This is a genomic window from Pseudogemmobacter bohemicus (genome assembly GCF_003290025.1).
In the GTDB taxonomy this organism is placed as follows: Bacteria; Pseudomonadota; Alphaproteobacteria; order Rhodobacterales; family Rhodobacteraceae; genus Pseudogemmobacter; species Pseudogemmobacter bohemicus.
Genome location: NZ_QNHG01000006.1, coordinates 51,915 through 64,837, shown reverse-complemented (window position 1 = coordinate 64,837; position 12,923 = coordinate 51,915). Strand labels below are relative to the sequence as shown.

General features: G+C 65.8%; 11 protein-coding genes. 4 read left to right on the top strand and 7 right to left on the bottom strand.

All coding sequences use genetic code 11. From position 1 onward, the window contains the following. Positions 1 to 172: 172 nt before the first annotated feature. The 4 genes from DRF71_RS24300 (at position 173) to DRF71_RS24285 (ending at position 4,656) form a co-directional block, all read left to right on the top strand. A complete protein-coding gene (locus tag DRF71_RS24300; RefSeq protein ID WP_112313044.1) occupies positions 173 to 1,147 on the top strand; it encodes an ABC transporter permease in 975 nt (324 codons plus the stop codon). An 11-nt stretch (positions 1,148 to 1,158) separates the two neighbouring features. After that, positions 1,159 to 2,172, top strand: coding sequence for a Gfo/Idh/MocA family oxidoreductase (locus tag DRF71_RS24295; protein ID WP_112313170.1), 1,014 nt, complete (start codon positions 1,159 to 1,161; stop codon positions 2,170 to 2,172). A gap of 3 nt (positions 2,173 to 2,175) precedes the next feature. Next, on the top strand, positions 2,176 to 3,135 hold the full coding sequence (locus DRF71_RS24290) for a sugar phosphate isomerase/epimerase family protein (RefSeq protein ID WP_112313043.1): 960 nt from the start codon (positions 2,176 to 2,178) through the stop codon (positions 3,133 to 3,135). A 210-nt stretch (positions 3,136 to 3,345) separates the two neighbouring features. Beyond that, positions 3,346 to 4,656 carry an NAD(P)/FAD-dependent oxidoreductase gene (locus DRF71_RS24285; protein ID WP_112313169.1) on the top strand — a complete coding sequence of 437 codons (1,311 nt, stop codon included), beginning with the start codon at positions 3,346 to 3,348 and terminating at the stop codon, positions 4,654 to 4,656. Here DRF71_RS24285 and DRF71_RS24280 read toward each other — a convergent pair. The 7 genes from DRF71_RS24280 to DRF71_RS24250 all read right to left on the bottom strand — a co-directional run. Then, the gene (locus DRF71_RS24280; RefSeq protein ID WP_232831670.1) at positions 4,550 to 5,614 is read right to left on the bottom strand and encodes a branched-chain amino acid ABC transporter permease; all 1,065 of its coding nucleotides are present in this window, start codon (positions 5,612 to 5,614) and stop codon (positions 4,550 to 4,552) included. The genes DRF71_RS24285 and DRF71_RS24280 overlap by 107 nt on opposite strands. Further along, on the bottom strand, positions 5,611 to 6,489 hold the full coding sequence (locus DRF71_RS24275; protein ID WP_112313042.1) for a branched-chain amino acid ABC transporter permease: 879 nt from the start codon (positions 6,487 to 6,489) through the stop codon (positions 5,611 to 5,613). Before DRF71_RS24275 ends, DRF71_RS24280 begins: the two co-directional genes overlap by 4 nt. Positions 6,490 to 6,492: 3 nt before the next feature. Then, positions 6,493 to 7,203, bottom strand: coding sequence for an ABC transporter ATP-binding protein (locus tag DRF71_RS24270; protein ID WP_112313041.1), 711 nt, complete (start codon positions 7,201 to 7,203; stop codon positions 6,493 to 6,495). Next, a complete protein-coding gene (locus DRF71_RS24265) occupies positions 7,200 to 7,991 on the bottom strand; it encodes an ABC transporter ATP-binding protein (protein WP_112313040.1) in 792 nt (263 codons plus the stop codon). The genes DRF71_RS24270 and DRF71_RS24265 overlap by 4 nt, the downstream gene beginning before the upstream one ends. 12 nt (positions 7,992 to 8,003) lie before the next feature. Next, on the bottom strand, positions 8,004 to 9,332 hold the full coding sequence (locus DRF71_RS24260; protein ID WP_112313039.1) for an ABC transporter substrate-binding protein: 1,329 nt from the start codon (positions 9,330 to 9,332) through the stop codon (positions 8,004 to 8,006). 30 nt (positions 9,333 to 9,362) lie between these two features. After that, entirely contained in the window at positions 9,363 to 10,460 is a 1,098-nt protein-coding gene (locus DRF71_RS24255) for a class II histone deacetylase (protein ID WP_112313038.1), read from the bottom strand. Between the two features lie 37 nt (positions 10,461 to 10,497). Further along, a partial coding sequence (locus tag DRF71_RS24250; RefSeq protein WP_112313037.1) for a LuxR C-terminal-related transcriptional regulator occupies positions 10,498 to 12,923 on the bottom strand: 2,426 nt, incomplete at its 5' end.

The window sequence follows — 12,923 nt, the reverse complement described above, 5'->3', positions numbered from 1 at the left end:
AGGTCTACATCACCCATGACATTTTCCAGGTCCATAAACTCGCCGATCGCATCGTGATCATGGAAAACGGCGAGAAGATCGAGGATGCCGCCACTTCGGCCATGACCGCCGACGAGCTGGAGGAAGTCATCCGCCAGGGCGGCCGCAAGGTCGAGAAGCGGGAGTCCGTCTGATGGCGGCGCAAGGGTTCAAGCGCCTGGTGCGGCGCCATTCCGAGATCGGGATTTTCCTGATCGCGGGCCTCCTGGTGGTGTTTTTCGCCGCCAGCTCGGACGGTCGCTGGGCCAATCTCTATAACTTCAGCACGATCATGCAGGTGACAGCCACGCTGGGACTGATGACGCTGGGCGTTGCGCTGGTGATCGGAACGGGCGAGATCGACATCTCGGTCGGATCGACCTTTGGCATGGGGTCGCTGGTCTACCTCTGGCTCGCGCTCAGGATCGACCCGGCGATTGCGATGCTGGCGGCGGTGACGGTGGGCGGGCTGATCGGCGCCTTCAACGGCTGGCTGATCACGAAGACCGGCACGCCTTCGCTGATCATCACGCTGGGCTCGCTGATGATCTTTCGTGGCATTGCGATTGCGCTGACCGACGGGTTTTCCTTTTCCATCCCCTATGCGGCGCGGAACGGGTTCAGCTACTGGCTGTTTGGCGGCGGCGATATCCTCGGCTTCAACACGGGCCTGATCTGGCTGGTGGTGATCCTTGTGATCCTGATGGTGACCCTGCGCGCCACCCCCTTCGGTAACCGCCTGCTGGCGGTTGGCGGCTCGGCCTCCAGTGCCCATTCGCGCGGCGTCCGCGTCGACCGCATCAAGTTCTCGGCCTTTGTGATCTGCGGCCTTCTTGCGGGTCTGGCGGGCGGGCTTGAGGCCGGCAAACTCGGCTTTGCCGATGGCTCGATGGGGCGGCTGATGGAGCTGCAGGCGATTGCGTCCTGCGTGCTGGGTGGCTGCCTGCTGGCCGGCGGGCGGGTTTCCTTGCCGGGCGCGCTGATGGGCGCTTTCGTGCTGTCATCAATCCAGTCATATCTGGTGGTGATGGGGGTGAGGCCGCAATGGTTCATCCTCACGCTGGGCCTGATCGTGGTGGCGGCTGCGCTTGGCGATCATGTGCTGCGGCAATGGGCTGTCAAACGGTAGGAATGGCACAGATGAGTGTTAGAATTGGGATTATCGGCGCCGGCGTGATGGGTGCGGATCACGCGAAGATCTTCGCCGAGGATGTCGGCGGCGCCGAGCTGCGGCTGATCGTCGATGCCGATCCTGCACGCGCCCGCGCGCTGGCAAGCCGCTATGGCGCGGTCTCGGGCACCGATCCCGAGGCGCTGATCGCGCGCTCGGATATCGACGCCGTGCTGATCGCCAGCCCCGATTTCACCCATGCGCCCCTGGTGCTGGCCTGTCTGAAAGCCGGCAAGACGGTGCTTTGTGAAAAGCCGCTCTCGCCTTTGTCGGCGGAATGCCTGGCGGTGATGGCGGCGGAAGAGGCGGGCGGTGTGCAGCGGGTGCAGCTGGGTTTCATGCGCCGCTTTGACCAGTCCTATCAGGAGATGCGTGTCGCCTTGCGAGACGGGCTGATCGGGCGGGCGGTGATGATGCACAATTTCCACCGCAATGTCGAAAACCCCGCCGCCGATTTCACCGCCGATATGGCGATCACCAATTCCGCGCCGCATGAATTCGACGTGGCACGTTTCGTGCTGGGCACCGATTACCTGGCGGTGACCGCTTTCTCGCCCCGGCTGGAAAGCGGCAAGGTCGGACCGGTCGTGATGGTGCTTGAGACCTCCGGCGGCCAGGTCGTCACCATCGAGGTGAACAACAACGCCGCCTATGGCTATGACGTGCGCGGCGAGCTGGTCGGCGAAGAGGGCGCGGTCTCGCTGGCCTCGCCGCTGCATTCGCGGATCGACCGCGGGTTGCAACAGGTGACCCCCTATGCCGCCGACTGGCGCCCGCGCTTTGCCGGGGCCTATCGCCGCCAGAACCGCGCCTTTGTCGATTTCGTCCGCAGCGGCGCCTTCCCGGCGGATGGCGCCAGCGCCTGGGATGGCTATGCCGCATCGGTGATCGCCGAGGCCGGTGTGACCGCGCTGAAAGAGGGGCGGCGGGTGGTTGTCGGGATGATCCCGCAGCCGGAATTCTACCGCAAAAGGACAGACTGAAAAATGAAACTCGGTTTTGTGACGGACAGCCTCGGCGGGCAAAGCTTTGCCGGGGTGCTGGAGACTGCTGCCCGCCTTGGCGTTCAGGGGCTTGAGGTCAATACCGGCGGCTGGTCCACCGCGCCGCATTTCGACCTTGCGGTGATGCGGCGCGATGCGGGCGCGCGGAAGGCTTTTCTCAAGGCTTTCGCCGATCGCGGGCTTGAGCTGATCTGCCTGAACGCCAACGGAAATCCGCTGCATCCGACCGATCCGGTTCAGGCAGAGTGCCTGAAGGACACGATCCGCATCGCGGGCGATATGGGGATTACGAAGATCGTCACCATGTCGGGCCTGCCTGCGGGGCGTGAGGGTGATCTGATGCCGAACTGGGTGGTCGCAAGCTGGCCCCCTGAAACGCAGGAGATCCTGCGCTGGCAATGGCAGCAAAGGCTGATCCCCTTCTGGGGCGAGATGGCGGCCCTGGCGAAAGCCTCGGGGGTGACGCAGATCGCGCTCGAACTGCATGGCAATCAATGTGTCTATAACGTGCCGACGCTTCTGAAGCTGCGTGCAGAGGTGGGGCCGGTGATCGGTGCCAATCTCGACCCGAGCCATCTGTTCTGGATGGGGGCCGACCCGCTGGTCGCGGCCGAAGCGCTAGGCGCCGCGATCTTCCATGTCCATGCCAAAGATACGTTCCTCAACGCGCCGAAACAGGCGGTGACCAGCCTGCTGGAGAATGGCGGACTGATGGATATCCCGGCGCGGAGCTGGTCTTACATCACGCTGGGCTTCGGCCATGGCGAGGAATGGTGGCGGCAATTCTGCTACCGGCTGAAAATGGCGGGCTATGACGGCTGGCTTGCGGTCGAGCATGAGGATGTTCTGCTGAACTCGGTCGAAGGGCTTGAGAAATCCATCACGCTTTTGCGCAATGTGATGCCGGCGCATGAGGCGGATTTCCGGCCCCAGGCGATCTGACCCGCCCGTTTTTTGTTTCCCCGGCCGGGCTGCTCCCTTTGCCCGACCCATGGCGGGGGCCCTTTCCCCGGGGCCCCCGCCGCCTTGTTTCGCACCCCCTTTCCTGGCCGGCATGAGGTCATGCAGAAACGTCGCTGGCGCGGCGGTGATTTTGCGCGGAGAAAGGGGTCAGGGCCGCGCGGCTTGCGCGGTCCGGAACGGGATTGCGCCATGCTGAACGACCCCCGCCCCAACGACCCTCACACCCATGGGCTCTGGGCCAGGACTGCACCGCCGCCGCCGGATTGCCCGCCGCTGGAGGGCGCGGCGGCGTGCGAGGTGGCGGTGATCGGCGCTGGCTATACCGGGCTTTCGACCGCTTTGCATCTGGCGGAACGCGGCATCGCGGTTCGGGTGCTTGAGGCGGCTGAGATCGGGGCCGGGGGTGCCGGGCGCAATGTTGGCCTCGTCAATGCTGGCATGTGGGTGATGCCCGAAGCGCTGATCGCGACGCTGGGGGCGGATTATGGCGCGCGGCTGCTGGATTGCCTCGGCGCGGGCCCTGCACTGGTCTGGGCGATCATCGCACGCCACGGCATCGCCTGCGAGGCGAACCCGGCCGGCACGCTGCATGCGGCGGTGGGCAAGGCGGGCTTTGCGGAACTGGCAGAGCGCGCAAGGCAATGGCAGGCGCGCGGCGCTCCGGTCGATCTGCTGGGAAAGGCGGAGGCCGCTGCCATGCTGGGCACCGGGCGCTATGAGGGGGCGCTGTTTGATCGCCGGGCGGGGACGATCCAGCCGCTTGCCTATGCGCGGGGGCTGGCGCGGGCGGCGATTGCGGCGGGGGCGGTGATCCATTGCGGCACGGCGGCACAGTCGCTGGAGGCTGCGGGGCAGGGCTGGCGGATCGGCTGCGCACAGGGCGCGCTGACCGCGCGGCGGGTGGTTCTGGCAGGCGATGCCTACGGCTCAGGCGCGGCCTCGGGCAGTGCCGCAGAGCAGGTGGCCTTGCCCTATTTCAACATGGCAACGCCGCCCTTGCCGCCCGGGATCGCCGCCGGGATCGTACCGGGCCGCCAGGGGGTCTGGGATACAAAAGAGGTGCTGTCCTCCTTCCGCTTTGACGCGCAGAACCGGCTGGTATTTGGTTCGGTGGGCGCGCTGCGGGCGGGCGGCATGGCGGTGCATGGTGCCTGGGCCAGGCGCGCGCTGGCGCGGATATTCCCGCAGCTCGCCCCGGTGGAATTCGAGAGCGCCTGGTATGGGCGGATCGGCATGACCGCAGACAATCTGCCGCGATTTCATCAGCTTGCTGAAGGTGTTTATGGGTTCTCGGGCTATAATGGGCGCGGCATTGCGCCCGGCACGGTGTTTGGCCGGCTGATGGCGGGCTTTCTTGCGGGCGAGATTGCGGTGGGCGATCTGCCCTTGCCGCTCAGCCCGTTGCAGCCGGCCCGGCTCCGGGCGTTGCGCTCGGCCTGGTATGAGGCGGGGGCGCAGGCGGTGCATCTTGCCTCGGATCGGGGCCGCGCCCGGATCTGAGGCGGATCCCGGCCAGCCCTTTTGGGAACAGGATCACGCAGGCCGCCAGCACAAAGCCGATGCCGATCTCGCGCCAGTCAGAGACCTCGCGCAGCCCCTCATCGGCCCACATCAACAGGGCCGCGCCGATCAGGGGCCCCCAGGTGGTGCCAAGCCCTCCGACCACGATCATCGCAAGGATGAACAGAAGCATCGCGAAGGCGAAGGCCGTCGGGCCAACCACCCCGAACTGTGCGGCATGGAAGGCGCCGGCAAGGCCGGTGAAAAAGGCGGAAAGGCCAAAGACCCAGAGCTGATAGCGCATCCGCGAGACGCCCCGCGCCAGCGCGAGACCCGGATTGTCGCGCAAGCCCCGGAACGCCAGCCCAAGCGGGCCATGGATGATCGCGATACAGAATAACTGCGCCGCCAGCAGCAGCACGAGGCCCGTGTAATAATGCCCGATATACCATTTCGAGCCGAGCAGATCGCGGAACCCAAGATCTCCGAACCGCGAAAACCCCCGTGCGCCGCCGAACAAGGGCAGACAGCCCGAGGCAGGCATGGTGAAGCAGGCGGTGTCATTGACGACCAGCAGATACATGACCTGACCGATCGCCAGTGTCAGCAGCGCCACATAGGGGCCTTTCAGCCGCAGGCAGGCAAAGCCGATCACCAGCGAGACGCCCACAGTCACCAGCGCCGCCAGCAGCATCGCGGCGGGCAGCATCAGCCCGATATAATAGGCCAGCATCGCAGTGGCATAGGCGCCGACCGCGAAGAGCGCCATCTGCGCCAGGCTGAAAATCCCCGCGACGCCAAGGACAAGGTTCCACTGGCTCGCCACCACCGCCCAGATGAAGAACACCGTCAGCTGGGTCAGCACATAGCGGGTGCCGGTCAGCAGCGGCACCGCCAGCATCAGGGCAAACAACACCACCGCGATCAGGACATCGCGTTTTATCGGGTTCCGGATCACAGCCGCACCACTTCTTTCTGGCCGAATACGCCCTGCGGCCTCCAGATCAGCACCGCGATCACGAGGCACAGAAGGATCGCGAAAGCATATTGCACACCGAAGATATATTGGATGACCGCCTCAAGCATGCCGATGGCAAAGGCGGTAAGCGCGGCGCCGGGCACGTTTCCCAGCCCCGCCACGACGCAGATGATAAAGGCCTTCAGCATCGGGTCGGCCCCCATATTCGGCAAAAGCCCCGACATTGACGAGATCATAATCCCTGACAGCGCCGCCAGCGCACCGGACAGCATCAGGATCGTGAGGTAAATCCGCCGGATCGGCACCCCCATCAGCTGGGCCGCATCGCGGTTCATCGAGGTTGCCCGGATCGCGCGGCCAAGGCGCGAGCGGTTCAGGAGCCCCGCCACCAGCACCAGCATCAAAAGCGCGGTGACGAAGATCAGGATATTCTGCAAGGGCAGGCTGACGCGGCCCAGCATGAAGCCGCCTTCAAGCTTGAGGCTCTGCGCCTGGGGCTGCGGGCCGAAGAGTTTGAGGATCACGCTTTCCAGCATCAGCCCGATCCCGATGGTGGCGATGAAGATGCGGGTTTCAAACCCTTCGCCGCCCAGCATGGGCCGCGCGGCGGCGACAAAGATCATCCCGCCCGCCAGCGTGCCGGCTGCCATTGCCGCGAGCGCCGCCACCGGTGCGGGCCAGCCCATCGCCTGCATCCCCCACATGGCGATATAGCCGCCAAGCGCCAGCAAGCCCCCTTGCGCCATGTTCAGCATATTCAGCGCGCCATAGATCAGCGCGAGGCCGATGGTCGAGACGGCATAAATCGCGCCGAGCGTCAGGCCGGAAATCAGGATCTGGGTTGCGACATCCATGGCTCAGCCCCCCAGATAGGTTGCGAATATTTCCGGCGAGGACAGGAATTCCCGCCCCGTTCCCGACCAGGCGATGGCGCCATTGTCGAGAAGATGCATCCGGTCGGCCATATCGGCGATGCGGATGGCGTTTTCTTCGACCACCAGGATGGTGCGGCCGGACTTCGCCAGCGCCTGGACCAGTTCGTAGATCTGGTCGATCACGATGGGGGCAAGGCCGAGAGACGGCTCATCCAGCATGAGGATCCGCCCGCCCGCCATCAGCCCGCGCCCGATCCCGACCATGCGCCGCTCGCCCCCGGAAAGGGTCGAGGCGATCTGGCTCTGGCGGTCGCGCAGTTTCGGAAGCAGCGTGAAGATCTCATCCAGCCGCTGGGCCTCGTCGCGCGCGGCCTCGGGCAGATATGCCCCCATCCTCAGGTTGTCGAGCACGGACATCCCCGGGAATAACAGATCGCCTTGCGGCACATGGATGACACCCGCCGCGACGATGCGGTCCGGGCGCAGACCGGTCAGGGGTTGCCCCGCCAGCCGGATCCCGCCGGCTTTCGCACGGGCAAGCCCCGAGATCGCCCGCAGCACGGTGGTTTTCCCATGTCCGTTCGGCCCAACCAGGGCGGCGAATTCACCTTCGGCGACGTTCAGAGAAATGCCCCGGATCACCCGCTGCACTCCGTAAGCGACCTCAAGGCCGCTGATCTCCAGCAGGCTCATGCTCCGGCCCCCTGCAAATGGCCGCGCAACCGCTCCGAGGCGCCGGCCCCCAGATAGACATCGACCACGGTGGCATCCTCGACCAGGCCTCCGGGCGGGCCCTCGAAGATCTTCTCGCCGTGATGGAGGATCATCACCCGTTCGGACAGGCCCACCAGAAAGCGCATCACATGCTCGATCAGGATGATCGTGACGCCGCGCGCTTTCAGGCGGCGGACACACTCCATGATCACATCGGTCTCGGCATGGGTCAGGCCGCCGACCGGCTCATCCATCAGCAGGATCTTCGGATCGGTCGCCAGCGCCGAGGCGATCATTAACAGCTTACGGTCGATCACCGGTGCCTGGCCCGCCAGAGTCCCCGCGCGAGCGGTCAACCCGACGAAATCCAGCGCCTGATCGGCGGCATCGCGCACCTCACGCGAAAGCCGCAGACCCGGCATCGCCCGCGCCCGGCGGCCAAACTGCGCCGCCAGCAGGACATTGTCGCGCAAGGACATGGAGTCGAACGCCGCATTCAGCTGGAAGGTCCGTGCAAGGCCCTGCTGGCAGATGCGATCCGGCGCCGCGCGGGTGATATCCTCGCCCGCCAGGCTGACGCGGCCGGCGGTCGCGGGCGAGAGGCCCGAAAGCACGTCGAACAGCGTCGTCTTGCCCGCCCCGTTCGGCCCGCCGATCCCCAGCACCTCGCCGCGCCGGACCGTGAAGTCCAGCGCGTTGACCGCTTTCAGCGAGCCATATTGTTTGGTCACCCCCTCGCAGGCGAGGATCGCCGTCGCCCCCGTCATGTCAGGTGTCCCTCATTTCAGCCAGGAGGGTTTCACATAGGGGCCGGTCGCATAGGGCCAGGGCGCGATCAGCTTGCCACCCATTGCAGCATCCTGGATCTGCAGGAACTGATGCGGCATCCCCAGCGAAGGGTCATTCACCTCGGTCGGGAAGGCGCGGGCGGCGTTATTCGCGGGGTTCATCCGCGTGGTGCCGCAGACGCCGCGATAAATCAGAGTGCGCATCCGGTCTGCCACAAGGCGGTTCTGGTCTGCATTGTCCGGCTCGCCGGTGCCACCCGCCAGTGCCGCCGCCGTTGCCCAGAGCCAGGCGCCATCATAGGGCTGCGCGCCGGAATTATGGCCGGCATTCTCGCCGAACCGCTCTTTATAGCGCTTCTCGAAATCCAGCCCGATCTCGTCCTGGAGGGCCCCCACCAGCGTCGCATAGATCACCCCTTCCGATGCCTTGCCGGCGATCTCGCGGAAGGCCGGGACCATCGGGCCATATTGCATATAGATCAGAGAATTCGTGGGGTTGGGCGCGAATTGCACCATGAATTGCGCGAGGTCTGCGGGGAAGAAATGGGTGATGCAGATCACCGCCGGCGGGTCTTCACGCAGTTTCGCCAGCGTCGGCCCCCATTCCGAGATCGGCACCGAGACCGTCTCGAACATCGAGATTTCCCAGCCATATTCGGCGGCGCGTTCCTTGACGCCATTGGCGATATTGGCGGCATAGACCCCGGCCGACAGGATCACCGCCATTTTGTTGTTGGGGCGCTCGAACTCCTTATTCGCCTCCAGCGATTTCAGGAAATCGAGAAAGCCCGGGCCGTACCAGTATTCCGCCGCACAGCCCTGGAAGGAGCCGAAATAGCGCTCGGGGTCAGATTCGATCAGGCTCGTATGGCCCAGCGTCGCGTCATAATGGACATAGATGATGCCGCTGTCGGCGATCACATCGGGGATCGCAGAGCCCGAGCCGACATTATAGCCGTTGATCACCGCATGGACGCCGTAGCGGTCGATCAGGCGCTGCACGGCCTGAACGTTGGTGGCGTCGCCCATCTGCTTGGTGTCCTCGAACTGAGGCTCCAGCGGGCGCCCCAATATGCCGCCAAGCGCGTTGATCTCGTCGCAGGCCATGATCAGGCCGTTGCGGAATTCGACACCATCGGCGGCGGCGAAATCGGTCAGCGGGGCCGCCTGTCCGACCGGGATCGCCGCGCCCTGAGCGCGGGCACCGTCATTCATGCCGGCAAGCATCGCGCCCGCCGCGCCGCCAAAGCCGGCGACGCCCTTGAGGAAAGTCCGCCGCCCGGGGATCACATTGGGGGCCGCCAGTTTCAGCTTTTTCATCTTGGTTTCCCTGTTGTTTTATGTGTGTTTTTATTTGATTGCGCCAAGCAGCGCCGCTGCCTGATCTATCATCGCCGCCTGATGCGGCTGCAATTCCTGCTGGCCCCAGGTCGCATGTTCGGCCCAGGGATCGGTGACATGGGTGCGGATGCCGCTCATTTCCTCCAGCACGGCAAGGCCGCAATAGGGGGCATACATCGCCGAATAACCGCCTTCATGCGACATCAGCAGCCGCCCGCCACAAAGCCGGTCAGCGGCCTCCATCAGCATGGCGGTCATCTGGCGGTAGCCTTCCGAGGTGACCATCATCCGCCCCATCGGATCAACCGCGCAGGCGTCGAAGCCCGAAGGCACCACGATCAGATCGGGCTTGTAGCGGTCAAGCGCGGGCAGCACGACACGGCGGAAGGCCTCGATATAGGCGCCATTGCCGCAGCCGGGGGGCAGAGGGATGTTGAGGTTATAGCCCTCGCCCTTGCCGCTGCCGCGCTCGGAGTGCAGGCCCGAGGTCGTCGGATAAAGCCGGTCCTGATGCAGCGAGATCGTCAGCACATCACTGCTGTCATAGAATGCATACTGGGTGCCGTTGCCATGATGGACATCCCAGTCCACCGTCGCCACCCGGCCCAGCCCATGCGTCGCCTGGGCATGCATGATCGCCACCGGCACATTGCCGAAAAGACAGAACCCCATGCCGATATCGCGCTCGGCATGATGGCCCGGCGGGCGCACCAGCGCATAGGCGTTCTGCACCTGGCCCGTCAGCACCGCATCCATCGCGGCAATGGTGCCGCCCGCCGCAAGCAGCGCGATGTCGAAACTGCCGGCACCCAGCGGCGTCAGGTAAGAGGCATCGCCCCAGCCGGCCTCGCTGATCGCTTTGATCTTCGCGATATGCTCGCGGGTGTGGAAGCGGGCGATCTCATCCTCGGTCGCCGGGCGCGGTTTGATCGGCGCCAGGTAATCCAGCAGGCCCGAGACCTCCAGAAGATTGCGGATCCGGCGCTTGGTCTCGTGATTTTCCACATGTTCGCCGGGCTGGATCGTCAGGCCCGGCGGGAAGACCAGGTTCCAGTTCTGGGTGTTGTGCCAGTGATACAGCTCATGCGACACGAGGCCGGTGGTCATCGCGCAGGTCTCCCGCCTTGATATTCCGAAGGTCAGGCTAGGCGAGGGGCGGGGGAGGGCGCGCCTCCCTTAGGGGTGGGGCAGGTGAAAAATCTTCACCACACTTTCGGGTGGGGGTCACGCGCGGATGAGACGGACGGGGGGATGACAAGGCCAGCACCGCCTGGATGCGGCTGGAGACGCCGAGTTTCGAGAAGATGTTCTTCAGATGCCATTTGACGGTATCCATCGAAATGGCGAGTTGTTCGGAAATCTCGCGGTTCGAGGCGCCGGCCTGCAAGGCGGCGGCGACCTCGGCCTCTTTCGGCGACAAGAGCGCAGCAGGACCGGGGGCCGCCAAAGTCTCGGCGCCGGGGGCAAGCCGGCTGTGCAGCGCCGCCACAAAAGCCGAAAGCGCCACATCGCGCGACCAGGAGGGGATGCGCGGCCTGGCCCAGTCGATCACCCGCGCCAGCGCCGCGCCCTCATCCAGCAGGCTGCGCAGCGCGCCCTGGCGAAAGGCGGTCTCGACTGCCTCAGAGATCGCGTTCAGCGCCGCCATCCGCTCGCCCGCATTCAGCGCCGCGATGGCATTGACCGCCTGGACCTGCACCAGCCGCCTGAGCCGGCCCGAATAGCGCAGCCGGCCGACGATGCGGGTCAGACGCTCATGTGCGGTCGCCGGGGCGCCTTCGGCGATCAGCACCCGCGACAGCGCGATCTGTTCCATCTCATGCGCGGTCGAGGGGGCACCGGAGCTTTCCGCGCTGTCCTCGCTGACGCCATGGGCCGCCAGCACACCCCGCGCCAATGCGGTATTGCCCCCGGCCAGCAGGAGCCGCAGGTGATCGTTCAGCGCCGAGGCCACCAGTCGGCGGTAATGGTTCCTCGCGCCCGAAATCTCGGCCTCCGACAGGATCGCGAGGGCCGCAGATGTCTCGCCCCGCGCCGCCGAGAGCTTTGCAGCCGAAAGCCGCACCGTCATCTCATGGACGACGAGGCCGAAGGCCTCCATCTCGCCGCGATGTTCAGCCAGATGGCGGGCGGCGGCATCAAGATCGTCGCTTTCATAGTCAAGCTCGGCCTGGAACACTGCCGCCATCGCCTCGGCATAGGATCCGGCGCCAAGCGCCTCGCGCGCCATGCCGGCCCCGGCGGTGAAATGCTGGCGGGCCAGTTGCAGATTGCCGGCGGATTTCTCGATCAGCCCGAGGATCAGCTCGGAATAGGCCATGCCAAAGACCGAGCCCGCCTGTTCATGCGCCGCCCGACCCCGGACCGAGGCCAGCCGCGCCGGCCCGAGGCTGCCCAGCGAATATTCGCAAAAGCCCAGCACATTGTTCAGGGTGCCGCGCAGGAAATGCTCCTGATGCGGCAGGCCGGGCAAGAGCGCGAGCGCCATCCGCCGCGCGCGGGCCGACCGTTCCCCGGCCGAAAGCGCGCCGACGCCCAGCACCTGCATCTCGGCCCAGAGCGCGGCATGGGTCTCACGCGGCAAAGCCCCGTCAGCCTGCATCTGGCGCAAGAGGTCACGGGCGGCGCGCACGCAGGTCAGCGCCCGGCGCGGCGCGCTGGAATGGAAATAGACCCAGGCCTGGGCCAGCAAAAGCCGGGGCCGGCTGTCATTGACCCCGGGGGGCAGGCGCTCCAGCCAGGCCCTGAGGCGGGTGATCTGGCCCAGCTTTACCGCTGCCATGCAACAGGTCTCGACCAGCTCGGCCGCGCGCAACCTGTCGCCCGCCGCCAGCGCGTAATGCACCGCGTCGATCTCAAGCCCGCGCGCGGCGAGATGGTCGGCGGCGGCCCGGTTCAAAGCCGGCGCCTGACCGGCGCTTTGCGGCAGGCTGCGCAACAGATCGGCAAAGAGATGATGGTAGCGGAAGGTGGTGCGCGCGGGTGTCAGCGCGACCAGGAACAGATTGGCCTGGTCGATGCGCCGGATCATCGCCGCCGCATCCTGATGCCCGGTCACCCGCGCCGCCAGATCGGCATCGAACCATTCCAGCACCGCGCTGCGGCTGAGGAACTCCATCATGTCCGGGGGCAGGCGCGACAGCACCTCCTGGCCCAGAAAGGCGGCAATATCACCGCTGGCACCGGAAAACCGCGCCAGAAAGCCGGGCCGGTCGCCTTCCTCATTCATGGCGAGCCCGGCAAGCTGCAGCGCCGCGATCCAGCCTTCGGTTCTCGCATGGAGCGCGCCCAGCTCTGCGCGCTCCATAGTGATGCCGAGGCTTTCCTGCAAAAACTCCGCCGTCTCGGCCAGCGAGAAACGCAGAGCACTGTCGGGGATGCGGATCAGCTGGCCGCGCGCGCGCAGATGCGCAAGGTGCAAAGGCGGATCGGCGCGCGAGATCAGCACGATATGCAGCCGGGAGGGTGCGTGGTCGATCAGGGATTGCAGAAAGGCCAGCGCCTCGGCCGAGGTCAGGCGGTGCAGATCGTCCAGCACCAGAACCAGCGCCCGCCCCGAGGTCTGTACCC

Bases quoted from the DNA above. Each gene is read 5' to 3' on its own strand.
- DRF71_RS24300 (WP_112313044.1), top strand. From the start codon at position 173: ATGGCGGCGCAAGGGTTCAAGCGCCTGGTGCGGCGCCATTCCGAGATC.
- DRF71_RS24295 (WP_112313170.1), top strand. From the start codon at position 1,159: ATGAGTGTTAGAATTGGGATTATCGGCGCCGGCGTGATGGGTGCGGAT.
- DRF71_RS24290 (WP_112313043.1), top strand. From the start codon at position 2,176: ATGAAACTCGGTTTTGTGACGGACAGCCTCGGCGGGCAAAGCTTTGCC.
- DRF71_RS24285 (WP_112313169.1), top strand. From the start codon at position 3,346: ATGCTGAACGACCCCCGCCCCAACGACCCTCACACCCATGGGCTCTGG.
- DRF71_RS24275 (WP_112313042.1), bottom strand. From the start codon at position 6,489: ATGGATGTCGCAACCCAGATCCTGATTTCCGGCCTGACGCTCGGCGCG.
- DRF71_RS24270 (WP_112313041.1), bottom strand. From the start codon at position 7,203: ATGAGCCTGCTGGAGATCAGCGGCCTTGAGGTCGCTTACGGAGTGCAG.
- DRF71_RS24265 (WP_112313040.1), bottom strand. From the start codon at position 7,991: ATGACGGGGGCGACGGCGATCCTCGCCTGCGAGGGGGTGACCAAACAA.
- DRF71_RS24260 (WP_112313039.1), bottom strand. From the start codon at position 9,332: ATGAAAAAGCTGAAACTGGCGGCCCCCAATGTGATCCCCGGGCGGCGG.
- DRF71_RS24255 (WP_112313038.1), bottom strand. From the start codon at position 10,460: ATGACCACCGGCCTCGTGTCGCATGAGCTGTATCACTGGCACAACACC.